The organism is Massilia sp. 2TAF26 (genome assembly GCF_052115005.1).
Classification (GTDB): Bacteria; Pseudomonadota; Gammaproteobacteria; order Burkholderiales; family Burkholderiaceae_D; genus Telluria.
In genome coordinates, this window is record NZ_JBFRFV010000002.1 from 243,415 (window position 1) to 265,476 (window position 22,062).

Sequence of the window (22,062 nt, forward strand, 5' to 3'; positions counted from 1 at the left end):
GGTAGAACACACATGGAAATCCAACGTCTGCACGTAGGCAAGCGCCTGTCCGAAACCGCCATCCACAACGGTACCGTCTACCTGGCCGGCCAGATCGCCGAGGACACCACCCAGGACATCGTCGGCCAGACCCGCGAAGTGCTGGGCCACGTCGACCGCCTGCTGAACGAAGCCGGCAGCAGCAAGGCCCGCATCCTGAGCTGCCAGATCTACATCTCGGACATGAGCTACTTCCCGGGCATGAACGAAGTCTGGGATTCCTGGGTCGTGCCGGGCCACACCCCGCCGCGCGCCACCGTCGAGGCGAAGCTCGCGAATCCCGCCTGCCTGGTCGAGATCGTGGTCGTCGCCGCCCAGGCGTAAGAAAGCCGTATGGTATCGATTGCCGCGCTCGGCGACGCCACCACCCAGCTCGTCCACGGCTTAGGCAAGGACGATTGCGCGCGGGTGCAGGCGGCGCTGGATTTCGCCGCCGAGGCCTATGGCGAGCGTCATGCCGCCTCCGGCCAGAGCGCCTTCGAGTTCTCGCTCGGTGTGGCGGGCACGCTCGCCGTGCTGCGCAGCGACGCCGAGACCCGCATCGCCGGCCTGCTGTTCGAGCTCTGCCTGGTCGAACCGCTGATCGCCGAAAAGCTCGAGGAACGCTTCGGCAAGGAAGTCGCCGACATGGTGCACGGCGTGCACCAGCTGATCCGCCTGCGCGACCTGACCGCCACCCAGGCCCCGGTCGGCCGCGGAAAGAACGCCGCCCAGCAGGCCATGGCGCAGGTGGAAACCCTGCGCAAGATGCTGCTGGCGATGGCCTCCGACATGCGGGTGGTGCTGGTGCGCCTGGCCTCCTGTGTGACGACCCTGCGCTATTTCGCGGAGCAGAAGCGCTTCGACGAGCTGACCCGCAACTACGGCAGCGAAGTGCTGGATTTGTATGCCCCGCTGGCCAACCGTCTTGGGATCTTCCAGCTGAAGTGGGAGCTGGAAGACCTGTCGTTCCGGATGATGGAGCCCGACACCTACAAGCGCATCGCCAAGATGCTCGAAGAGAAGCGCATGCTGCGCGAGAGCTTCGTGCAATCCTCGATCGAGCGCCTGCAGGCGGAGCTGTCCGCGGCCGGCATCAAGGCCGAAGTCAGCGGCCGGCCGAAGCACATTTACAGCATCTGGAAGAAGATGCGCGGCAAGGAGCTCGACTTCAGCGAGCTGTACGACGTGCGCGCCTTCCGCGTGATCGTCCCGGACGTCAAGACCTGCTACACGGTGCTGGGCGTCATCCACAACATCTGGACCCCGATCCCGAAGGAGTTCGACGACTACATCTCGCGCCCGAAGGCGAACGGCTACCAGTCCTTGCACACGGTGGTCACCGCCGACGACGGACGTCCGCTCGAGGTGCAGATCCGCACCCAGGAGATGCACAACTTCGCGGAATACGGCGTGGCCGCGCACTGGCGCTACAAGGAGGAGGGCGGCTCCAACTTCAAGAGCCAGCAGTACGACGAGAAGATCGCCTGGCTGCGCCAGCTGCTGGCCTGGAACAGCGAAGTCGCCGACGCCATGACGGGCGGCGACCAGGAAGAACTGCAGCGCGAGTGGGTCGAGAAGCTGAAGTCCACCACCCTGGACGACCGCATCTTCGTGCTGACCCCGCAGGCGCGCGTGATCGAGCTGCCGCAGGGCGCGACCCCGATCGACTTCGCCTACCACCTGCACAGCGAGGTCGGACACCGCTGCCGCGGCGCCAAGATCGACGGCGTGATGGTGCCGCTGAACACGCCGCTGAAGAACGGCCAGACCTGCGAGATCATCACCGCCAAGGGCGCGCCCGGCAGCGCCGGACCCTCGCGCGACTGGCTCAGCCCCGGCTACACCGTCAGCAGCCGCACCCGCACCAAGATCCGCGCCTGGTTCCACGCCCAGGAACTGGCCGAGACGCTGGCGCATGGCCGCGCCCTGGTCGAGAAATCGCTGCAGCGCGAAGGCAAGACCGCGGTCAACCTGGAGGCGCTGGCGCACAAGCTGGGCTTCGCCAAGGTCGACGACCTGTTCATTGCGGTCGGCAAGGAGAAGTTCAGCCTGCGCCACGTCGAAGCCGCTCTGCACGATCCGGGAGAAAGCCCGCCGCAGGAAGACACTGCGGTGGTCAACAAGAGCCGCGCCTCGAGCGTGGAGCAGGGCGCCAAGTCCGGCGTGCTGGTGGTCGGCACCGAAGGCATGCTGACCATGCTGGCCAAGTGCTGCAAGCCGGCGCCGCCGGACCCGATCGTCGGCTTCGTCACGCGCGGCAAGGGCGTGTCGATCCACCGCGCCAGCTGCAAGAACTTCGGCGAGATGGCGTCCAAGGCGCCGGAACGCGTGATCGAAACCGAGTGGGGCCGCGCCGACAAGGAGACCGTCTATCCGATCGACATCTTCATCCTGGCTTCCGACCGCCAGGGCCTGCTGCGCGACATCTCCGAGGTGCTGGCGCGCGAGAAGATCAACGTGATCGGCGTGAACACCCAAAGCGCGAAAGGCTTCGCGCGCATGGTGTTCACGGCGGAGATCGGATCGACCGGGCAGCTGCAGAAAGCCCTGGCCGCGATCGGGGAAGTGAGCGGCGTGCAGGAGGCACGACGCACGTAGGGTGGGCTCGCCGTGCCCACGCGTAAGCAGGCGTGACGCAAACGGTCGCGTGGGCGCGGAGCGCCTGCGCTGGCCGCGCCCACCCTACGATGTGATACGTCCCGACGTGCCGCATGCCGAAAAATGTATCATGTAAATATGCCACTCTCGTCCTTCCTCTACATCAAGCCGCGCGACTGGGGCGCCCGCATCGCGCGCTACCTTGGCAGCTGGTGGGCCATGCTGCACCTGGGCGCCGTCGCGCTGGTGATGGCGATGTCGCCGTCCATCTGGCACCGCGGCAACCGGCTCGCGACCTCGCGCTACATCTACGCCAGCACCTGGGCGGTGCTGCCCTGGTTCACCGTGCTGACGGCCCTGATCAGCCTCGTCATCATCCGCATCGTGCTGGTGACGGCGCAGAGCTACGGCCTGTCCGGCTTCGCGCTGGAGATGATGGTGCGGGTGCTGGTGCTGGAACTGCTCCCGCTGTCGGCGGCGATGTTCGCGGCCCTGCGCGCCAGCATGGCCTTCGACGCCAATGCGATGGGGCTGGCCGCCAGCGGCGTGGCAACCGGCGACGCGCTTGAGTCGACCCTGCGCCGCGTGCGCCACGACCTGGTGCCGCAGGTGATCGCGAACGCCTTCTCGGTGCTGAGCCTGGCCATGGTCAGCAGCGTGATCGTGCTGGTGCTGGCCTACCTGAACGTGTACGGCGTGTCGCCGTGGGGGCTGTCCGACTACACCCGCACGGTGGGCCGCGTGTTCGATCCGACGGTGACCCTCGGCTTCGTGTTCAAGACCGTGCTGTTCGGGCTGGCCGTGGCCGTGATCCCGAGCGCGGCCATCCTGGACATGCTGCGCCACCGTCGCCGCCACCGCAGCAATGTGCAGCCGGGCGCGCTGCGCCTGTTGTTCGTGCTGCTGCTGATCGAGGCCAGTTCGCTGGCCGTGAAATACATCTGAAAGAAAACAAGGACCCAAGGACCCCGCATGGCCGACCCCATTTCCGCCAACCCGCCCGACGAACCGAAACACGTGGAGGCGAAGGCGCTGATCCTGCTGATCGTGATCGGCGCCCTGATCATCGCCTTCTTCGTGTACGTGATGTACGCGCGCGGCGTGTTCGAGCCCACCCAGCGCTTGGTGCTGGTGACCGACAATTCCGAGGGCGTGATCCCCGGCATGGACATGAGCTTCGCCGGCTTTCCGATCGGGCGCGTGCGCCAGGTCGACCTCGGCCAGGACGGCAAGGTCAACATCCTGGTCGACATCCCGAAGGATGACGCCAAATGGTTGCGCACCACCAGCGTGTTCACCCTGGAGTCCAGCGTGGTCGGCCAGACCCGGCTGCGCGCCTACAGCGGCATCCTAACCGACCCGCCGTTGCCGGACAAGGCCCAGCGCCCGGTGCTGCGCGGCGACGCCGCCGCCGAGATCCCGCGCCTGCTCTCCACCGCCCACACCTTGCTGGAGAACCTGGAAGCCATGACCCGCCCCGATTCCGCGATCGGCAACACACTGACCAACGTCGAGACCCTCAGCGGCCGCCTGACCGGCAAATACGGCGTGCTCGGCACCGCCCTCGGCGGCGACGAGGAAGCGAAGAAGCTGCTGCAGACCCTGCAGCGGGTCGACGCCATTCTGGCCAAGACCGACCAGCGCGTGTTCGGCAAGAACGGCGTGATGGACGATACCCAGGCCGCGGTCCGGCAGCTGAACGGCGTCCTGGGCGACGCCCGCACGACCTTGCAGAAGGTCGATGCCGTGCTGGTAGAGGCCCAGGCCGTCGGTGCGAATGCGAAGGTGGCGACCCAGGACCTGGGCCGGCTGCGCGGCGAGGTCGACGCCAGCCTGCGCAAGGTGAACCGGCTGGTCGACGAAATCAACCGCAAGTGGCCGTTCAAGCGCGACGAGGAGATCAAGCTGCCATGAAGAAGACCGCCTTGTTGTTCGTGACGATGGCTTCCATCGCCCTGGCCGGCTGCGCCAGCAAGCCCCAGCCGCCCGACTGGCAGCCGAACGCGAAGAGCGCACTCGAAGGCTATACCGACGCCTGGCTGCATGGCGACACGGCCGCCGCCGACGCCGAATTCGTGCGCGCCCGCCGCGCCACCGCCAGCACCGGCCGCTTCGACAACGTGGCCCAGGCCGAGCTGGTGCGCTGCGCGGCGCGCGTGGCCGCCCTGGTATTCGACTGTCCCGGCTACGCGGCCGTGGCGGGCGACGCGAACCCGGCCCAGCAGGCCTATGCGGCCTACCTCGAGGGCCGCTGGCAGGGGCTGAACGCCAGCCTGCTGCCCGAGCAGCACCGCGCCGTCGTCACCGGCGGCAGCCTGGCCGGCGTGCAGGATCCGCTGGCGCGCCTGGTGGCGGCCGGCGCCCTGTTCAAGGCTGGCAGGATCAGCCCGGCGGACATCGGGAATGCGGTCGACACGGCGTCGAACCAGGGCTGGCGCAGGCCGCTGCTGGCCTGGCTGGGCGTGCAGGAGCGGCGCGCCGAGGCGGCGGGCGATATGCAGGCCGTTGAGCGGATACGGCGCCGGATGGCGCTGGCGTCGGAAGGCTGAGGCGGGCCTTACCTGACCCGTGCCACCCTTGCGCTGTTGGTATGGCCCTCGACCTGCAGGAAGTAGGCGCCCAGCAGGCCGCGCGTGATCTCGACCTTCGGGTTCTGCATGATCGGCAGCACGGCGTCGGCATCGTCGGTGACTTTCCAGACCTGTCCATTGGCGAGCGTAAAGACCGTTCCCGGACTCCAGCCGTCGAAGCGGCCTACCACGCTGCTGTGGATGGCCGAGGGTTCGGCATCCTTCTGCTTCTTGACCACCGGGCGCAGGCCGAAATTCTGCTCGGTCGAAGCGGCCGGCGCGGCAGTGGCGGCCGCCACCGGCGCGGCAGCCGGTGCGGAGGGCCGGGCGGCAGGGGGAGCGGCGAAGTCGACCGGAATCGCGTCATAGCAGGCCAGCCGCTTCGCGGTTTCGGCCATGGCGCGGCATTTCAGGATGGCGGCATCATCGGCGGCGAAGGCGGCGCCGGACAGGGTGGAGGCGATCAGCAGCAGGGACGGAAAGGTCTTCTTCATGGGCTCGTCGACGTTGTCATGCCGGTCCGGGGCGGGCGCGGCTTGACACTATTATATCGACACCTTGCCCGTCAGGAAGCCGTTCATCCCGCCTGCGCCGGACCGCCGGAAGCCGGCCGAAGGGGGGACGGCCGAATGGGCGGCCGGCGCAGCGCCGGCGGCAGCTGGTTGTGGATCCGCACCGCCGCCCTGGCCGCGCCGCCTGTCGCCACCGCGATCTGGTTCAGGCCCACGGTCACGTCGCCGATCGCGTACAGGCCCGGCACGCTGGTGGCCTGGTGCGCGTCCACCAGCAATTCCTCGCATTGCGCGGTGCGGGCGCCCAGCTTCGCGGCCAGGTTCGAGCGCGCCTTCTCGCCCAGCATCGGGTAGAACACGTCGGCCGAATAGTCCTCGCCGTCCTCGGTATGCAGCACCGGCTTCATCGACGCGTCCAAGGTGACGGACAGCAGCGGCGATTCGATCAGGCGCACGCCGGCGGCATCCAGGCGGCGCCTGTCTTCATCGTTCAGCATCGAGGCCGAGCCGCGTTCGAACAGGGTCACGTCGGCGCTGAAGGTACGCATGAAGAGGGCGTGGCCGACCGGGTTGGTGTCGGCGGTGGCGACCGCGATGCGCTTGTCCATCACGTCGAAGCCGTCGCACACGGGGCACAGGCGCAGCGAACCGAAGGCGATCGCTTCCCGCCAGTTCTCGATCGGCAGGCCGCCATCGGCGACGCCGGTGGCCAGCAGCACGGTGTGGGCGCGGATCCGGGTGAGCTCGCCCTCGGGCGCATCTTCGGCGGCGTAGTCGCCGACGAACAGGCCGTCCTCGATGCGCAGGTCGACGATCTCGCCCGGCATCACGCTGCCGCCGTAGCGTTCCAGCTGGACCGACAGATTGCCGAGCAGGACGTTGCCCGGCACGCCTTCCGGAAAGCCCGGATAGTTGTGCGACACGGGAATCAGGCGCAGCCGGCTGTTGCCCTTGTCGACCAGGGCGACGCTGCGGGTGAAGCGGCGCAGATAGATGGCGGCGGTCAGGCCACCGGGGCCGCCGCCGATGATGAGGCAGTCGTAGACTTGATCTTGGATAGGCATGTGCCGATTATCGGCATCCACCCATCGCGCGGCCTATCGGCGTGCGCCCCGGCATGGGGTCGGAGGGCGCTGACAAGCACTAGGAAGAGGAAAGGTCGGCCCGCGCGGCGCGCTCCGCCTTCCAGCGCTCGGTGTCGTCACGGATCACGGCGGCGATGCCCGTTACCGGCCTGTTTTCCACTGTGCCCGGCGCGTGCAGCAGGGCCACCGTGAAGGCGATCGACAGCGGCCGGCCTTCCTTGTGCAGGGCCGGTACGCGCAACAGCTCGCCGCCGTAGCGCGTGCTCCCGGTGGCGACCGTCCGATGGAAGCCGTCCCAGTGGCGCTGCTGGTGGCGGCTCGGAATGATCAGGTCGAGCGAGCGGCCGAGCGCTTCTTCCTGGGTAAAGCCGAAGATCCGCGTTGCCGCCGTGTTCCAGAACACGATCACGCCGGCGGCGTCGCACACGATCACGCCGTCGCCCAGGTCCTGCACGATCTGCTGGAAGTCGAATTGGGTGTGCATGCGTCCTCCGTGTCGATCGCTTAGTGATTATGCGGCTCCGGCTGCAGGGTCACGTGATCGATGCCATGCTTGGCCAGCAGCATCTCTTTCACCGCGCGCAATACCTCGGGCCAGGCGTTCAGGTCGGCAATCTCGAGGTGGCCGATCAGGGCCGGTTCGCCCGGCGACATGTCCCACACGTGCAGGTCGTGCACCGACAGCACGCCGGGCACGGCGGCCAGGTCGGCGCCGACGCCCAGGTAGTCGATCTGGTGCGGCACGCCTTCCATCAGGAAGTGGTAGGACTCGCGCAGTACGCCGAACGTCGATTTCAGGATCAGCAGCGACACGAAGATCGACAGGATCGGGTCGATCCGCAGCCAGCCGGTGAAGTGGATGATGGCGCCGGCGGCGATCGCGGCCACCGAGCCGAGCAGGTCGCCCAGCACGTTGACGAGGGCGGCGCGGGTGTTGATGCTCTGCTCGCCGCGCGACAACACCCAGGCCACCAGGATATTGATGCAGGCGCCGATCGTAGCGACCACGAACACGGTGCCGCCCTGCACATGCTCCGGATGGGCCAGCCGCTTGGCCGCCTCGTAGACGATCCAGCCTACCAGCAGCAGCATCGCCAGGCTGTTCACGAAAGCGGCCAGCGCCTCGGCGCGCACGAAGCCGAAGGAGTGGCGGCTCGACGGCGGCCGGCGCGCAATCAATTGCGCCATCAGCGCCAGGCCGAGGGCGGCGGCGTCGGTGGTCATGTGGCCGGCGTCGGAGATCAGGGCCAGCGAATTCGAGAAGAAGCCGGTGACCGCCTCGATCACGGCGAACAGCAGGGTCAGGCCCAGCGCCAGCCCCATCGCGGCCTGGCTGCGGCCTTCGATGACGTGGCCATGGCGGGCGTCGCCGTCGAGGTGGGCGTGCAGGTGGGCGGAGGAGGCGGACTGGTCGGACATTGGGATGCGTTATAAGGATGAACAGGCGGCAGTATACATGTAGGGTGGGCACTGCGTGCCCACGCGGCAGCTGCGATCCGCGAACCTTACGCGTGCGCATAAGATGCCCATCATCCGTGCTGCCTTGCACAACTGCAGCCGACCCCCTATAATGGCGGCATACGGGCGGTTAGTTCAGCTGGTTAGAATACTTGGTCGACATCCAAGGGGTCGCAGATTCGAATTCTGCACCGCCCACCAGAATACTCTTCAGTAAGAGCGAGAAAGGCACCGACGGTTATGACACCGCGAACTACAACTGAGTTGTGGGGGAATCGCTAGACGCGGTACGGTGGTCTTTTGTCTCAAGAAGCTCGACAACACTGATAAAAACGCGCCTGGTGCGCGTTTTTTTTCGTCCAAATATTTTTCGTTTCAAATTTTTCAACTCATATCCCAACTTTGCGGGCGCGACGGCGCCGAACAGGAGATCAAGATGCTGAATGTGCGACTTCCGGACGGCTCCAGCCGTCAATTCGAGGGCCCGGTGACCGTGGCCCAGGTGGCGCAGAATATAGCCCCGAGCCTGGCCAAGGCCGCGCTGGCCGGTAAGGTCGACGGCAAGGTGGTCGACACCTCTTTCCTGATCGAGAGCGATGCCGATCTCGCCATCGTCACCGACAAGGATCCGGAAGGCCTGGACGTGATCCGTCACTCGACCGCCCACCTGCTGGCCTACGCGGTCAAGGAGTTGTTCCCGGAAGCCCAGGTCACCATCGGCCCGGTCATCGACAACGGTTTCTACTACGACTTCTCGTACAAGCGCCCGTTCACCCCGGAAGACCTGCAAGCCATCGAGAAGAAGATGGTCGAACTGGCCAAGAAGGACGAGCCGGTGACCCGCAAGGTCCTGCCGCGCGACGAGGCGGTGGCCTATTTCAAATCCATCGGCGAAGACTACAAGGCCGAGATCATCGCCTCGATCCCGGCAAACGAAGACGTGTCGCTGTACTCGGAAGGCAAGTTCACCGACCTGTGCCGCGGCCCGCACGTGCCTTCGACCGGCAAGCTGAAGGTATTCAAGCTGATGAAGCTGGCCGGCGCCTACTGGCGCGGCGACTCGAAGAACGAGATGCTGCAGCGCGTCTACGGCACCGCCTGGGCCAGGAAGGAAGAGCAGGAGCAGTACCTGCACATGCTGGAAGAGGCCGAGAAGCGCGACCACCGCAAGCTGGGCAAGCAGCTGGACCTGTTCCACTTCCAGGACGAGGCCCCGGGCCTGATCTTCTGGCATCCGAAGGGCTGGTCGATCTGGCAGCAGGTCGAGCAGTACATGCGCCATACCTACCAGGTGACCGGCTATAACGAGGTCAAGGCTCCGCAGATCATCGACGTGTCGCTGTGGAAGAAGACCGGCCACTGGGACAACTATCGCGAAAACATGTTCACCACCGAGTCGGAGAACCGCACCTACGCACTCAAGCCGATGAACTGCCCGGGTCACGTGCAGATCTATAACGCCGGCCTGCGTTCCTACCGCGACCTGCCGCTGCGCTACGGCGAGTTCGGTCAGTGCCACCGCAACGAGTCCTCGGGCGCGCTGCACGGCCTGATGCGCGTGCGCGGCTTCACCCAGGACGACGGCCACGTGTTCTGTACCGAAGAGCAGATCGCGCCGGAAGTCGTGGCTTTCCACGCCCAGGCGATGAAGGTCTACGAGGACTTCGGCTTCGAGAACATCGATGTCAAGATCGCCCTGCGTCCGGAAAACCGCATCGGCAGCGACGAGGTCTGGGACCAGGCCGAGGAAGCCCTGCGTTCGGCCCTGCGCGGCTGCGGCGTCGAGTGGACCGAGCTGCCGGGCGAGGGCGCCTTCTACGGCCCGAAGATCGAGTACCACCTGAAGGACAGCCTCGGCCGTCCGTGGCAGGTCGGTACCATGCAGGTCGACTTCTCGATGCCGGGCCGCCTTGGCGCCGAATATGTGGCGGAAGACAATACCCGCAAGGTGCCGGTGATGCTGCACCGCGCGATCGTGGGTTCGATGGAGCGCTTCATCGGCATCCTGATCGAAAACTACGCGGGCGCGCTGCCGCTGTGGCTGGCGCCGGTCCAGGTGGCGATCTTGAACATTTCTGATGCGCAAGCTTCCTATGTGAAAGAAGTGGAAGCCCGCCTGAAGGCGGCCGGCCTGCGTGTTCACGCTGATTTGCGGAACGAGAAGATTACCTATAAAATCCGGGAGCATTCCGTCCAAAAGCTGCCGTACATCTTAGTTGTCGGTGATAAAGAGCGGGATGCCAATACTGTGGCCGTTCGCGCGCGCGGCAACGTCGACTTGGGCGTCATGTCCGTCGATGCGCTGCTGGAACGCCTCCAGAGCGAGGTGGCAACCAAGGCGAAGTGAGTTTTCTTGCGCCTTGAGACGGCCCGATCTAATTAACTTTTAAAGGAAACACCATAGCTACTGACAAGTCGTCACATCGCATCAATGGCGAAATCAACCATCCCGAAATGCGTCTGAGCGGGGTGGATAACGAGCCGCTGGGCATTGTGAGCCTGGCCGAAGCGTTTCGTCTGGCTGAAGAAGCGAACGTCGATCTGGTGGAAATCGCCCCGAATGCGACTCCGCCGGTCTGCCGCCTGATGGACTACGGCAAGTTCAAGTATTCGGAGCAGAAGCGGGCGCACGAAGCGAAGCTGAAGCAGAAGATCATCCAGGTCAAGGAGATCAAGTTCCGTCCAGGTACGGACGAAGGCGACTACAGCATCAAGCTGCGCAACCTGATCAAGTTCCTGGAAGAGGGTGACAAGACCAAGATCACGCTGCGCTTCCGTGGCCGCGAGATGGCCCACCAGGACATCGGCCAGCGCATGCTGGAGCGTCTGCGCGGCGACCTGGAGCCCTACGGCCAGGTCGAGCAGTTCCCGAAGCTGGAAGGCCGCCAGATGATCATGGTGGTCGCGCCGAAGAAGAAGAAATAAGCTACTTCGCTCGTTGAGACAGTTAAGCCGGGCCAGGCCCGGGCTGCAGGTGCGCCTGTTGCCCGGGCCTGGCCTATTCTGCCTGGGCTGTCGATATGCAAGCTTTTGGCGTGAGCACGCTGTGCCCACGGAACGAAAACTATGCTAAAATCTGCGGTTCCCGTATCGTAATGATGCAGGAATGCAAGACTGTAGTGGACTCGCTTCTGCTGCAGAAACAAGTGAAAGCAGGCATCCAAGAGCAGCGTTGCTGCCACCTGCAATCCTGTTACATATGAGGCTGCCTCTAAGAGGGCAGAAGACTATGCCGAAAATGAAAACCAAAAGCTCCGCGAAAAAGCGTTTTCGCGTGCGTCCGGGTGGTACCGTCAAATCGGGTATGGCGTTCAAGCGTCACATCCTGACCAAGAAGACCACCAAGAACAAGCGCCAACTGCGCGGCACCCGTAACATCAATGCGTCCGACGTCCAAAGCGTCTACCGCATGATGCCGTCTGCTGTTTAATCTCACACTAAGGAGCGAATATGCCTCGAGTAAAACGTGGGGTTACTGCACGTGCCCGTCATAAGAAGGTTCTTGAGCTTGCAAAAGGCTATCGTGGCCGCCGCAGCAAAGTATTCCGTATTGCCAAGCAAGCAGTCATGCGCGCTGGCCAGTACGCATACCGCGACCGCCGCAACAAGAAGCGCGTCTTCCGCGCACTGTGGATCACCCGTATCAACGCGGCTTCGCGTTCGCACGGCATGACCTACAGCGCATTCATGAACGGCCTGAAGAAAGCCGCGATTGAACTGGACCGTAAAGTCCTGGCCGACATGGCTGTGAACGACAAGCCGGCATTTGCCGCTATCGTGAACACCGTCAAGGCAAAGCTGGCTGCTTAATCGCGAGCCTGCAAAGCAGAAGTACAGCGTCGCGCGGTTGAAAGACCGCCGGCGCGCAAAGGACGGGGCAAAGGTTTCACGACCGATGCCCTGTTTTTGTTTCTGGCGTTCCCCGCCATCGAACAGGAAAAGAACAAGCATGGATCTCGCAAACCTCGCCCTGGAAGAACTTGTCGTCTCGGCCCAATCCGATTTTAGTGCCGCGCAAGACGCCGCCGCGCTGGAAAACGCAAAAGCGAAATACCTGGGCAAGACTGGCCAGGTGACCGAACTGATGAAGGGCCTCGGCAAGCTCGATCCGGACCAGCGCAAGGCGCAGGGCGCCCTGATCAATGCCGCCAAAGAAAAAATCGAACAGGCCTTGACCGCCCGCCGCGAAGACCTGGCGAACGTCCAGCTGATGGCGCGCCTGAACGCTGAGAGCATCGACGTCACCCTGCCGGGCCGCGGCCGCTCGACCGGCGGTATCCACCCGGTGATGCGCAGCTGGGAGCGGGTCGAACAGATCTTCCGCTCGATCGGCTTCGACGTGGCCGACGGCCCCGAGATCGAGACCGACTGGACCAACTTCACCGCACTGAACAGCCCGGAAAACCACCCGGCGCGTTCGATGCAGGACACCTTCTATATCGAGGGCAACGACAGCCAGGGCAAGCCGCTGCTGCTGCGTACCCACACCAGCCCGATGCAGGTGCGCTATGCCCGCACCCACACGCCGCCGATCAAGGTGATCGCGCCGGGCCGCACCTACCGCGTCGACAGCGACGCCACCCACTCGCCGATGTTCCACCAGGTCGAAGGCCTGTGGATCGGCGAGAACATCAGCTTTGCCGACCTCAAGGGCGTGTACCTGAACTTCGTGAAGGCCTTCTTCGAGACCGACGACCTGCAGGTGCGCTTCCGTCCGTCTTACTTCCCGTTCACCGAACCCTCGGCCGAGATCGACATCGCCTTCGGTTCCGGCCCGCTGAAGGGCCGCTGGCTGGAAGTCTCGGGCGCCGGCCAGGTGCACCCGACCGTGGTGCGCAACTTCGGCCTGGATCCGGAAAAATTCATCGGCTTCGCGTTCGGCTCCGGCCTCGAACGCCTCACCATGCTGCGCTACGGGATCAACGATCTGCGCCTCTTCTATGAGGGCGATCTGCGCTTCCTGAAGCAGTTCAATTAAGAAGAAACTCTTATAAAAGACAAGCAGCGATAAGGCAAACTAATATGCAATTCTCCGAAAACTGGCTCCGTTCCATGGTCGATCCGAAAATGACTTCGGACGAACTGGCCCACCTGCTCACCATGTCCGGCCTCGAGGTCGAAGAAGTGGAAGCGGTCGCGCCGCCGTTCTCGAACGTCGTGGTGGCGGAGGTCAAGGAAGTGGCCAAGCACCCGAACGCCGACCGCCTGAACGTGTGCCAGGTCGACGTCGGTAGCGGCACTTTACTGAATATTGTCTGCGGCGCCCCGAACGTACGCGCCGGCATGAAGGCGATCTGCGCCATGGCCGGCGCCGTGCTGCCGCCGGGTGCGGATGGCAAACCCTTCGAGATCAAGGTCGGCAAGCTGCGCGGCGTCGAGTCGCAGGGCATGATGTGCTCGGCCAAGGAGCTGAAAATCTCCGAAGAGAGCAGCGGCCTGATGGAACTGCCGGAAGACGCGCCGGTCGGCCAGAATATCCGTGACTACCTGGGCCTGAACGACCAGAAGTTCACCATCAAGCTGACCCCGAACAAGGCGGACTGCCTGTCGGTGCTGGGCGTGGCACGCGAAGTGTCGGCCCTGACCGGCACGCCGCTGACCTTCCCGGCCCAGCGCATCGTTGCGGTCGGCATCGACGAAGTCCTGCCGGTGAAAGTGTCCGCGCCGGACCTGTGCGGCCGCTTCACCGGCCGCGTGATCCGCGGCCTGAACGCGCGCGCCGCCACGCCCGAGTGGATGAAGCGCCGCCTGGAACGCAGCGGCCAGCGCTCGGTCTCGAGCCTGGTCGACATCTCCAACTACGTGATGCTGGAAACCGGCCAGCCTTCGCACGTGTTCGACCTGGCCAGGATCCACGGCAGCATCGACGTGCGCTGGGGCAAGAAGGGGGAGTCGCTGAAGCTCCTGAACGGCAACACCGTCGAGGTCGACGAGTGGGTCGGCGTGATCGCCGATGAAAAGGAAATCGAATCGCTGGCCGGCATCATGGGCGGCGACTCCACCGCCGTCACCCTGGACACCACCGACATTTACCTGGAAGCCGCGTTCTGGTGGCCGGGCGCCATCCAGGGCCGTGCGCGCCGCTTCAACTTCTCGACCGATGCGGCGCACCGCTTCGAGCGCGGCGTCGACTTTGCTTCTACCTGCGAGCGCATCGAGCGCATCACTTCGCTGATCGTCGAGATTTGCGGCACGCCCGACACCAAGGTCGGCCCGGTCGACGACCAGATCGTGAACATCCCGCAGCGCCTGCCCGTCACCCTGCGCACCGAACGCGCGCAGAAGGTCATCGGCGTGGCGATCGACGACGACACCGTGGCCGACATCTTCACCCGCCTTGGCCTGCCGTTCGAGCGCGAGCCGGGCCGCTTCACGGTCACCGCGCCGTCCTACCGTTTCGACATCGAGATCGAGGAAGACCTGATCGAGGAAGTCGCCCGCGTGTACGGCTTCGAGAACATTCCGGCGCTGCCCCCTAGCGCGCCGAGCGCGATGCTGATCGAGCCGGAAAACACGCGCTCGCTGTTCGCGATCCGCCACCAGCTGGCCGATCTCGGCTACCAGGAAGTGGTCAACATGAGCTTCGTGGAAAGCCAGTGGGAAGCCGACTTCGCCGGCAACACCGATCCGATCCGCCTGCAGAACCCGATCGCAAGCCAGATGAGCGTGATGCGCTCGAACCTGATCGGCAGCCTGGTCGCCAACGTGCGCTACAACGTCAATCGCAAGGCCGGCCGCGTGCGCGTATTCGAAGTGGGCGCGGTGTTCCACCGCAATCCGCAAGCCGTCGACGGTCCGCTGTCGATTGCCGGTTTCGACCAGCCGAAGCGCGTCGCCGCGATCGCCTACGGTCCGGCCAGCGACGAGCAGTGGGGCATGCCGACCCGCGCCGTCGACTTCTTCGATGTCAAGGGCGACCTCGAAGCGCTGTTCGCGCCGCGCAGCCTGCGCTTCGCCAAGCTCGAACACCCGGCCCTGCACCCGGGCCGCTGCGCCCAGGTGGAACTGGATGGCAAGGTGATCGGCTTCATCGGCGAACTGCATCCGCGCTGGTTGCAGAAGTACGACCTGCCGCAGGCGCCGGTGCTGTTCGAGGTCGATGCCGAAGCCCTGCGCGAGCGCGTGGTGCCGACCTACACCGAAATCTCGAAGTTCCCAGGCGCAACCCGCGACCTCGCCCTGGTGGTGAAACAGGACGTTCCGGCACAGGTGCTGCTCGACGCGTTCAAGGCCGAGCTGGCGTCGAACGCGTATGGTAAACTCGTGCAAGCCGTTGTTTTATTTGATGAATATCGCGGCAAGGGTTTGGAGCAAGATGAAAAAAGTCTTGCTTTCCGCTTTGGCTTGCAAGATACTCAATCGACGCTCCAGGACGATGCGGTCGAGGCCATCATGGCCGCGCTGGCATCGGCGGCGCAACAACACGGCGCCAGACTGCGCGCCTAACGATGAGGGGCTACGTGCCTCAAGAGGATTCGAGAAACCGTAGCGAGCGGAAGCAATGGTGGCCGAGAAGCGCAGCCGTACTCAGGTACGGCGAGCATCGCAGGCCGCCAGTGCGACGCGCAGTAGGTTTATCGAATCCTCATCCAAAACTGAAGGTAGGGCTAAAAATTAACAACAACGACTTAGACTCCGTCGTACTCGAGGAAGCGCTCGCCGCCCACAGGGTGCGGCAGGCGGCCCAAAAGGAGTTGCCGACCCTGACCAAGGCGGAGCTGGCCGAGCTGCTGTTCGAGCAGGTTGGCCTGAACAAGCGCGAAGCCAAGGACATGGTCGAGACCTTCTTCGACGAAATCCGCAATGCGCTCGAGCGCGGCGAAGCGGTCAAGCTGTCCGGTTTCGGCAACTTCCAGTTGCGCGACAAGCCGCAGCGTCCGGGCCGCAATCCGAAAACCGGGGAAGAAATCCCCATCACTGCGCGTCGCGTTGTGACTTTCCACGCCAGCCAGAAACTCAAGAGCATGGTCGAGGAGGCCAATCCGGCAGGTTCCGGCAACGGGTCGCTGGCGCGCGCAGCCTGAGTAGTCAAGCCAAAGAGCCATGAATGACCGACCGAACAAGATGGAACTGACTGTATTGCCACCGATTCCGGCCAAGCGCTATTTCACGATCGGGGAAGTCAGCGAATTGTGCGGGGTCAAACCGCATGTGCTGCGTTACTGGGAGCAGGAATTTACCCAGCTAAAGCCGGTCAAACGCCGTGGAAACCGCCGCTATTACCAGCACCACGAAGTGCTGTTGATCCGGCGTATCCGCGAGCTGTTGTACGAGCAGGGCTTCACGATCAGCGGCGCCCGCAACCGCCTCGACGGCCGTGGCGCCCAGGTCGAGGAGGCCGAGCTGCCGCCGCCAGTGCCGCCCGAACCACCGGTGCCGACCATCGCCCCGGAGCTGCTGCGCGAGGAATTGCACAGCATCCTCGCCATCCTGAAGCACGGGGTGCCGTTAGCCTGAACCGCGATCGTCAGGTATCGGGCTCAAGTATTCGTGCTCCTGTTGTTCTGCACCTAGGAGGTGCTAGAATGTCACTTGCTTATTTTGCTGACTCAAACGCTTGCCGTTGCAGGCGCGGATGTCGGCGTCGGCTCTTTCCTGCCTCAGGAAAAATCTAAGGGAAGACAATGATACGCGTTGCCATTTGTGACGATCACCAGATAGTTCGAGCAGGTTTCAAGCAGATTTTTTCGTCCTCCGGCGATTTCGAAGTCGTCGCCGAGGGTGCGACCGGGCGCGAAGCCCTCGACATCGCACGTCGTGAAATCTGCGACGTGTTGCTATTGGATATTGCGATGCCCGACCAGAGCGGCATCGACATCCTGCGCACGATCCGTCAGGGCCAGCCGAACCTGCCGGTCCTGATCCTGTCGGGTTACCCGGCCCAGCAGTACGCGCTCAACCTGTTCAAGATGGGCGCCAACGGCTACCTGAACAAGGAGTGCGACGCCGACGAGCTCAAGACCGCCGTGCGTACCGTCTACCAGGGCCGCCGTTATGTCAGCTCCCAGGTCGGCGAACTGCTGGCCCAGAGCTTCGACCGCGACCCCAACACGGCCCTGCACACCGAGCTGTCGGACCGCGAATTCCAGGTCTTCCTGCGCCTGGCCAAGGGCGCCACCGTGTCCGATATCGGCAATGCGCTGTCGCTGTCGATCAAGACCGTCTCGACCTACCGCACGCGCATCATGGAAAAGATGGGCCTGCAGTCGAACAGCGACCTGACCTATTACGCCATGAAGAACAACCTGCTCGACTGAAGAGTCGGCTTCAGCAGTACGGAGGGCGGCGCGCCTGCCGCGTCGTCCTCCCGCCACACCTCTCCGCACGCCACCTCTAGCGCGCTGCACAGCAATTTCCCTCAGTCTATAATTCCGCACATCGTCGCTGCGTGAGAGGATCGTTCAAGGATGTATTTCAGTACCGACCCCGCGTTCAAGCCGGGCCGCAGCCTGCCCTTGTACCAGACTCTGCTGTGTGCGGTCTGCGTGCTGATCCTGGTGCTGAACGCCGTCAGCCTGATGCGCAACCTCGACGGCCTGAAGGAGGCCAATACCAGGCAGGCGCAGGCCGACCGCGTGTCCGCCCGGCTGCAGTATGTGAACCTGCTCGTCACCGATGCGGACAGCGGGCTGCGCGGCTATTTCCTGTCCGGTTCCGACACCTATCTCGGCCCGTTGCGCACCGCCGAGCACGAGCTGGACGGCCAGATCGGCGTGCTCAAGGACCTGCTGGCCGACAATCCCTCCCAGCTCAAGAACCTGGCGCAGCTGCAGACCCTGGTGCGGCGCCGCATGGACCTGATGAACCAGGCCCTCGAGGTCTACCGCCACGGCGGCCTGAAGGACATCATCGCGATCGCCCGCACCCAGGAAGACCCGACCCAGATGGATGAGATCCGGCTGCAGGTGGTCATCATGACGGGCGAGCAGAACGAGCTGCTGGCCGCGCGCGGCGCCGCCTTCTATGACCGCTACCAGCGCACGGCCCTGCTGGGGCTGGGCACCAACATCGCCGCCATCGCCGTCCTGCTGCTGTTCTATAACCTGATCCGGCGCGGCTTCCGCCTGCGCCTGCACGCCCAGCACGCCCTGGAGCAGACCAACGACCAGCTCGAATCCCTGGTGGCGTCCCGTACCGAACAACTGTCGGTATTGTCGCGCCACCTGATCAGCGTGTCGGAAGAAGAAAAGGCACGCCTGGCGCGCGAGCTGCACGACGAGATGGGCGCCAACCTGACCGCCATCGGCATGTACCTGTCGACGGTCGGCGAGCAATTGAAGGAGACGCATCCGGAGCAGGCCGCGGCCCTCGGCTTCGCGCGCAAGACCCTGATCGAGACCGTGCAACTGAAGCGGCGCATCGTCGAAGACCTGCGGCCCAGCCTGCTGGACAACCTGGGCCTGGCGGCGGCGTTGCAGAGCTATTGCGAGGATTACGCGCGCGCCACGCGCCTGGACTGCGAAGCCTTGATCGACCCGGAAGCCGACAGCGCCGGGCCGATGCAGGCGATCGCGCTGTTCCGCATCGCCCAGGAATCGCTGAACAATATCGCCAAGTACGCGCAGGCGCGCCACGTGGTCGTGCACCTGGCGCGCGAAGGCGAGGGACTGGCGCTGGAAGTCAGCGACGACGGCGTCGGCATTCCGCCGGATGCGATGCGGCGCACGAAGTCGCACGGCCTGCTGGGCATGCGCGAACGTGCACTTCTGCTGAACGGAACACTGAAGGTGGAACGGGGAGTGAACGGCGTGGGCACCTGCGTACAGGCCTGGGTGCCGCTGGAACCGCCTGGCGCCGAACCGGCGGGAACCGTCTCAGTGGCGGTTCCGGCGCCGGCAGCGCTGGCATTGGGTGGTGGTCAGAGGGATCCGGGGCCGCCTGCGCTCATGCACGCGCCACATCCATCAGCAGACGGTCATACTCGCTCTTAGCAACCTTGTAGCACTCGCCGGCGTAGTCTTCCAGGCCTTGGCGGTTCAGCACGGTGATGTTGCCGCGGCGGTACTGGATCAGGCCTTCGTCCTGCAGCTTGCCGGCGGCGGCGGTGATGCTTTCGCGGCGCACGCCCAGCATGATGGAGATCAGTTCCTGCGTCACTTTCAGCTCGTTGCTGGCCGAACGGTCCAGACGGTCCAGCAGCCAGCGGCACAGTTTCTGTTCGATCGAGCTGTGGCGGCCGCCGACGGCGTTCTGGGCCATCTGGGCGAACAGGGCATTGGTGTAGCGCATCAGCAGCTGGGGCAGGGCGCCGCCCTTGTTGAAGGCGTCGCGCAGGTACTGGGTTTTCAGGCGGTAGCCATAGCCGGCGCTCTGGACCACGGCGCTGCAGGTAGCGCGTTCGCCCATGAACAGCGACACACCGACCGCGCCTTCATGGCCGACCACGGCGATCTCGGTGGTGGCGCCGTCTTCCATCACGTACAGCAGGGAGACGATGGCGGTGGTGGGAAAATAAACGTATTCGAGTTTGCTGCCGAATTCGAACAGTTCCTTGCCAAAGGGCAGCGGAACCAGTTCCAGGTGCTCAAACAGGGTTTCCAGGTCTAGTCTTGGCAGGGCTGCCAGCAACTCATTTTGTTGGGTGCCGCTGTAGCTGACGACCGGACGGGACGCCACTTTGAATTCCTCGGCGGAGGCGGGAATCTGGTTGACCGGCTGGGCCTTCTGGGCGGCAACACCAAGTTGAGCGTTATTCATATTGTCCTCGTTATCTCTGTCTTACATCGGGTACTTCGTGGGGTGCGACTGTTGGATGGGTTTCCTCATCGCGATGTGTGTACTTTATTGCCATAGTCTCTTGCCGAACATAAGACTAGTCGTCGCCCCCATGTAGGTTCTATGCATGATGTTTTGTCAGTCCAGTCCTACTAGAGAGAAACATTCAAAGCAGGATAGTTTTAGCCACCTGGAAATGGCCAAACTGCATTAAAACGTTTTCGCGCTCAGCCGTATAAGCCGATCCGGCAACGATTCGACTCCCCATGAGTTCGTCAGGAACATAGGGCATGGCATCGGCGTTTTCCCTGGTTAACGAAAAATTTATAAGTCGCCAAGCGGGAAGCCCGACTTGTCCTACAGCGGATTTCAAGACAAACCGCATGAGACTCGGTAAAATCGAGGGTTTATGCAAAGCGCCGCGAAGGCGAGACCATGTCCAACGAAACCGCAGCAAGTACGCCTGAAACGGGCGACGATATCGCCGTTACTCCCTCGGCCAAAACCGCCGCGCAGATCGCGCGCGAGGTCCAGCGCCGCCGCACCTTCGGCATCATTTCCCACCCCGACGCCGGCAAGACCACGCTCACCGAAAAGCTCCTGTTGTTCTCGGGCGCGATCCAGCTGGCCGGTACCGTCAAGGGCCGCAAGAGCGGCCGTCATGCAACCTCCGACTGGATGGACATCGAGAAGCAGCGTGGCATCTCGGTCGCCTCGTCGGTGATGCAGTTCGAGTTCCGCGATCACGTGATCAACCTGCTCGACACCCCGGGCCACCAGGACTTCTCGGAAGATACCTATCGCGTGCTGACCGCGGTCGACTCGGCCCTGATGGTGATCGACGCCGCCAAGGGCGTGGAAGAGCAGACGATCAAGCTGCTGGATGTTTGCCGCATGCGAGCGACCCCGATCGTCACCTTCATGAACAAGATGGACCGCGAGACCCGCGATCCGCTGGAACTGCTCGACGAGGTCGAGTCGGTGCTGAAGATCGAGTGCGCGCCGGTGACCTGGCCGATCGGCATGGGCAAGAACTTCCGCGGCGTGTATCACCTGCTCAAGGACGAGATCATGCTGTTCAAGGCCGGCGAGGAAAAGGCCGACGGCGACTACGAGATCATCAAGGGCATCGACAACCCGCGCCTGGCCGAGATGTTCCCGATGGAGATCGAGCAGCTGAAGATGGAAGTGGAGCTGGTCCACGGCGCTTCGCACGTGTTCGACCTGGAGCGCTTCCTGTCCGGCGTGCAGACCCCGGTGTTCTTCGGTTCCGCGATCAACAACTTCGGCGTGCGCGAGATCCTGTCGGCGCTGATCGACTGGGCCCCGGCCCCGCGCGAGCGCGACGCCACCGTGCGCGCCGTGAAGCCGGACGAGCAGCCCTTCTCCGGCTTCGTCTTCAAGATCCAGGCGAACATGGACCCGGCCCACCGCGACCGCATCGCCTTCCTGCGCGTCTGCTCGGGACGTTTCGAAAAGGGCATGAAGGTCAAGCACCTGCGGCTGGGCCGCGAAGTGAAACTGTCGTCCGTGGTGACCTTCATGGCCTCCAGCCGCGAACAGGTCGAGGAAGCCTACGCCGGCGACATCATCGGCCTGCCGAACCACGGCAATATGCAGATCGGCGACAGCTTTTCGGAAGGCGAACTGCTGACATTCACCGGCATCCCCTACTTTGCGCCGGACCTGTTCCGCACCGTGCGTATCCGTAACCCGCTGAAGATGAAGCAGCTGCACAAAGGCCTGCAGCAGCTGGGCGAAGAGGGCGCCGTACAGGTGTTCAAGCCGGTCATGGGCAGTGAGCTGATCCTGGGCGCGGTCGGCGTGCTGCAGTTCGAGGTGGTCGCCAGCCGCCTGCTGAACGAGTATGGCGTCGACGCCGTGTTCGAAGGCTCCAGCATCAGCAGCGCGCGCTGGGTCTCCAGCGACGACAAGAAGGCGCTGGCCGACTTCGAGACCGCGCTGGCGCCGCAGGTGGCCTACGACGCCGCCGGCAACCTGGCCTTCCTGGCCACCTCCGGCGTCAACCTGCGCCTGACCCAGGAGCGCTGGCCGAAGCTGCAGTTCCACGCGACGCGCGAGCACGCGGCGAAGCTGGACTAA

At 64.1% G+C, this 22,062-nt stretch carries 21 protein-coding genes and 1 tRNA gene; 17 read left to right on the forward strand and 5 right to left on the reverse strand.

Annotation, left to right across the window (positions count from 1 at the left end; genetic code table 11):
- Positions 1 to 12: 12 nt before the first annotated feature.
- From AB4Z32_RS03165 to AB4Z32_RS03185, 5 genes are all read left to right on the forward strand, one after another.
- Complete coding sequence (locus AB4Z32_RS03165) at positions 13 to 363, forward strand: RidA family protein (RefSeq protein WP_441934283.1); 351 nt, start codon at positions 13 to 15, stop codon at positions 361 to 363.
- A 9-nt stretch (positions 364 to 372) separates the two neighbouring features.
- A complete protein-coding gene (locus AB4Z32_RS03170; protein WP_441934285.1) occupies positions 373 to 2,619 on the forward strand; it encodes a RelA/SpoT family protein in 2,247 nt (748 codons plus the stop codon).
- Positions 2,620 to 2,757: 138 nt separating this feature from the next.
- The gene (locus tag AB4Z32_RS03175; RefSeq protein ID WP_441934287.1) at positions 2,758 to 3,564 is read left to right on the forward strand and encodes an MlaE family ABC transporter permease; all 807 of its coding nucleotides are present in this window, start codon (positions 2,758 to 2,760) and stop codon (positions 3,562 to 3,564) included.
- A 27-nt stretch (positions 3,565 to 3,591) separates the two neighbouring features.
- Positions 3,592 to 4,533 (forward strand): MlaD family protein, encoded by a 942-nt coding sequence (locus tag AB4Z32_RS03180; RefSeq protein WP_441934289.1) that lies wholly within the window; start codon positions 3,592 to 3,594, stop codon positions 4,531 to 4,533.
- Complete coding sequence (locus AB4Z32_RS03185; RefSeq protein WP_441934291.1) at positions 4,530 to 5,168, forward strand: hypothetical protein; 639 nt, start codon at positions 4,530 to 4,532, stop codon at positions 5,166 to 5,168. Before AB4Z32_RS03180 ends, AB4Z32_RS03185 begins: the two co-directional genes overlap by 4 nt.
- Positions 5,169 to 5,176: 8 nt before the next feature.
- Here the strand turns inward: AB4Z32_RS03185 and AB4Z32_RS03190 are convergent, their stop codons facing one another.
- From AB4Z32_RS03190 to AB4Z32_RS03205, 4 genes are all read right to left on the reverse strand, one after another.
- Positions 5,177 to 5,683: a hypothetical protein gene (locus AB4Z32_RS03190; protein WP_441934293.1), complete on the reverse strand. Its 507-nt coding sequence runs from the start codon at positions 5,681 to 5,683 to the stop codon at positions 5,177 to 5,179.
- Between the two features lie 83 nt (positions 5,684 to 5,766).
- Entirely contained in the window at positions 5,767 to 6,765 is a 999-nt protein-coding gene (locus AB4Z32_RS03195; RefSeq protein ID WP_441934295.1) for an NAD(P)/FAD-dependent oxidoreductase, read from the reverse strand.
- A gap of 79 nt (positions 6,766 to 6,844) precedes the next feature.
- Entirely contained in the window at positions 6,845 to 7,270 is a 426-nt protein-coding gene (locus tag AB4Z32_RS03200) for a PAS domain S-box protein (RefSeq protein WP_441934297.1), read from the reverse strand.
- 20 nt (positions 7,271 to 7,290) lie between these two features.
- A complete protein-coding gene (locus AB4Z32_RS03205; protein ID WP_441934299.1) occupies positions 7,291 to 8,205 on the reverse strand; it encodes a cation diffusion facilitator family transporter in 915 nt (304 codons plus the stop codon).
- Positions 8,206 to 8,368: 163 nt separating this feature from the next.
- Here AB4Z32_RS03205 and AB4Z32_RS03210 point away from each other — a divergent pair.
- The 11 genes from AB4Z32_RS03210 (at position 8,369) to AB4Z32_RS03260 (ending at position 19,175) form a co-directional block, all read left to right on the forward strand.
- Positions 8,369 to 8,445, forward strand: a tRNA-Val gene (locus tag AB4Z32_RS03210).
- A 235-nt stretch (positions 8,446 to 8,680) separates the two neighbouring features.
- Entirely contained in the window at positions 8,681 to 10,591 is a 1,911-nt protein-coding gene (thrS, locus tag AB4Z32_RS03215; RefSeq protein WP_441934301.1) for a threonine--tRNA ligase, read from the forward strand.
- Between the two features lie 53 nt (positions 10,592 to 10,644).
- On the forward strand, positions 10,645 to 11,169 hold the full coding sequence (gene infC / locus AB4Z32_RS03220) for a translation initiation factor IF-3 (RefSeq protein ID WP_441934458.1): 525 nt from the start codon (positions 10,645 to 10,647) through the stop codon (positions 11,167 to 11,169).
- Positions 11,170 to 11,473: 304 nt separating this feature from the next.
- Complete coding sequence (rpmI, locus tag AB4Z32_RS03225; protein WP_036228503.1) at positions 11,474 to 11,674, forward strand: 50S ribosomal protein L35; 201 nt, start codon at positions 11,474 to 11,476, stop codon at positions 11,672 to 11,674.
- A 20-nt stretch (positions 11,675 to 11,694) separates the two neighbouring features.
- Positions 11,695 to 12,054 carry a 50S ribosomal protein L20 gene (gene rplT / locus AB4Z32_RS03230; protein ID WP_036228505.1) on the forward strand — a complete coding sequence of 120 codons (360 nt, stop codon included), beginning with the start codon at positions 11,695 to 11,697 and terminating at the stop codon, positions 12,052 to 12,054.
- Between the two features lie 139 nt (positions 12,055 to 12,193).
- Positions 12,194 to 13,222 (forward strand): phenylalanine--tRNA ligase subunit alpha, encoded by a 1,029-nt coding sequence (gene pheS / locus AB4Z32_RS03235; RefSeq protein WP_441934304.1) that lies wholly within the window; start codon positions 12,194 to 12,196, stop codon positions 13,220 to 13,222.
- Between the two features lie 44 nt (positions 13,223 to 13,266).
- On the forward strand, positions 13,267 to 15,690 hold the full coding sequence (gene pheT / locus AB4Z32_RS03240; protein ID WP_441934306.1) for a phenylalanine--tRNA ligase subunit beta: 2,424 nt from the start codon (positions 13,267 to 13,269) through the stop codon (positions 15,688 to 15,690).
- 167 nt (positions 15,691 to 15,857) lie between these two features.
- A complete protein-coding gene (locus AB4Z32_RS03245) occupies positions 15,858 to 16,268 on the forward strand; it encodes an integration host factor subunit alpha (RefSeq protein ID WP_441934460.1) in 411 nt (136 codons plus the stop codon).
- A gap of 19 nt (positions 16,269 to 16,287) precedes the next feature.
- Positions 16,288 to 16,701, forward strand: coding sequence for a MerR family transcriptional regulator (locus tag AB4Z32_RS03250; protein WP_441934308.1), 414 nt, complete (start codon positions 16,288 to 16,290; stop codon positions 16,699 to 16,701).
- Between the two features lie 167 nt (positions 16,702 to 16,868).
- The gene (locus AB4Z32_RS03255; RefSeq protein ID WP_141837548.1) at positions 16,869 to 17,501 is read left to right on the forward strand and encodes a response regulator; all 633 of its coding nucleotides are present in this window, start codon (positions 16,869 to 16,871) and stop codon (positions 17,499 to 17,501) included.
- A 150-nt stretch (positions 17,502 to 17,651) separates the two neighbouring features.
- Entirely contained in the window at positions 17,652 to 19,175 is a 1,524-nt protein-coding gene (locus AB4Z32_RS03260; protein WP_441934310.1) for a CHASE3 domain-containing protein, read from the forward strand.
- Here the strand turns inward: AB4Z32_RS03260 and AB4Z32_RS03265 are convergent.
- Positions 19,129 to 19,941 (reverse strand): Crp/Fnr family transcriptional regulator, encoded by an 813-nt coding sequence (locus AB4Z32_RS03265; RefSeq protein WP_441934312.1) that lies wholly within the window; start codon positions 19,939 to 19,941, stop codon positions 19,129 to 19,131. The genes AB4Z32_RS03260 and AB4Z32_RS03265 overlap by 47 nt on opposite strands.
- Positions 19,942 to 20,394: 453 nt before the next feature.
- Between AB4Z32_RS03265 and AB4Z32_RS03270 the strand changes: the two genes are divergently transcribed.
- Positions 20,395 to 22,062 (forward strand): peptide chain release factor 3, encoded by a 1,668-nt coding sequence (locus AB4Z32_RS03270; RefSeq protein WP_441934314.1) that lies wholly within the window; start codon positions 20,395 to 20,397, stop codon positions 22,060 to 22,062.

Excerpts from the sequence above, each read along its gene's own strand:
- AB4Z32_RS03165 (WP_441934283.1), top strand. The coding sequence starts at position 13 with ATGGAAATCCAACGTCTGCACGTAGGCAAGCGCCTGTCCGAAACCGCC.
- AB4Z32_RS03170 (WP_441934285.1), top strand. The coding sequence starts at position 373 with ATGGTATCGATTGCCGCGCTCGGCGACGCCACCACCCAGCTCGTCCAC.
- AB4Z32_RS03175 (WP_441934287.1), top strand. The coding sequence starts at position 2,758 with ATGCCACTCTCGTCCTTCCTCTACATCAAGCCGCGCGACTGGGGCGCC.
- AB4Z32_RS03180 (WP_441934289.1), top strand. The coding sequence starts at position 3,592 with ATGGCCGACCCCATTTCCGCCAACCCGCCCGACGAACCGAAACACGTG.
- AB4Z32_RS03185 (WP_441934291.1), top strand. The coding sequence starts at position 4,530 with ATGAAGAAGACCGCCTTGTTGTTCGTGACGATGGCTTCCATCGCCCTG.
- AB4Z32_RS03190 (WP_441934293.1), bottom strand. The coding sequence starts at position 5,683 with ATGAAGAAGACCTTTCCGTCCCTGCTGCTGATCGCCTCCACCCTGTCC.
- AB4Z32_RS03195 (WP_441934295.1), bottom strand. The coding sequence starts at position 6,765 with ATGCCTATCCAAGATCAAGTCTACGACTGCCTCATCATCGGCGGCGGC.
- AB4Z32_RS03200 (WP_441934297.1), bottom strand. The coding sequence starts at position 7,270 with ATGCACACCCAATTCGACTTCCAGCAGATCGTGCAGGACCTGGGCGAC.
- AB4Z32_RS03205 (WP_441934299.1), bottom strand. The coding sequence starts at position 8,205 with ATGTCCGACCAGTCCGCCTCCTCCGCCCACCTGCACGCCCACCTCGAC.
- thrS (WP_441934301.1), top strand. The coding sequence starts at position 8,681 with ATGCTGAATGTGCGACTTCCGGACGGCTCCAGCCGTCAATTCGAGGGC.
- rpmI (WP_036228503.1), top strand. The coding sequence starts at position 11,474 with ATGCCGAAAATGAAAACCAAAAGCTCCGCGAAAAAGCGTTTTCGCGTG.
- rplT (WP_036228505.1), top strand. The coding sequence starts at position 11,695 with ATGCCTCGAGTAAAACGTGGGGTTACTGCACGTGCCCGTCATAAGAAG.
- pheS (WP_441934304.1), top strand. The coding sequence starts at position 12,194 with ATGGATCTCGCAAACCTCGCCCTGGAAGAACTTGTCGTCTCGGCCCAA.
- pheT (WP_441934306.1), top strand. The coding sequence starts at position 13,267 with ATGCAATTCTCCGAAAACTGGCTCCGTTCCATGGTCGATCCGAAAATG.
- AB4Z32_RS03250 (WP_441934308.1), top strand. The coding sequence starts at position 16,288 with ATGAATGACCGACCGAACAAGATGGAACTGACTGTATTGCCACCGATT.
- AB4Z32_RS03255 (WP_141837548.1), top strand. The coding sequence starts at position 16,869 with ATGATACGCGTTGCCATTTGTGACGATCACCAGATAGTTCGAGCAGGT.
- AB4Z32_RS03260 (WP_441934310.1), top strand. The coding sequence starts at position 17,652 with ATGTATTTCAGTACCGACCCCGCGTTCAAGCCGGGCCGCAGCCTGCCC.
- AB4Z32_RS03265 (WP_441934312.1), bottom strand. The coding sequence starts at position 19,941 with ATGAATAACGCTCAACTTGGTGTTGCCGCCCAGAAGGCCCAGCCGGTC.
- AB4Z32_RS03270 (WP_441934314.1), top strand. The coding sequence starts at position 20,395 with ATGTCCAACGAAACCGCAGCAAGTACGCCTGAAACGGGCGACGATATC.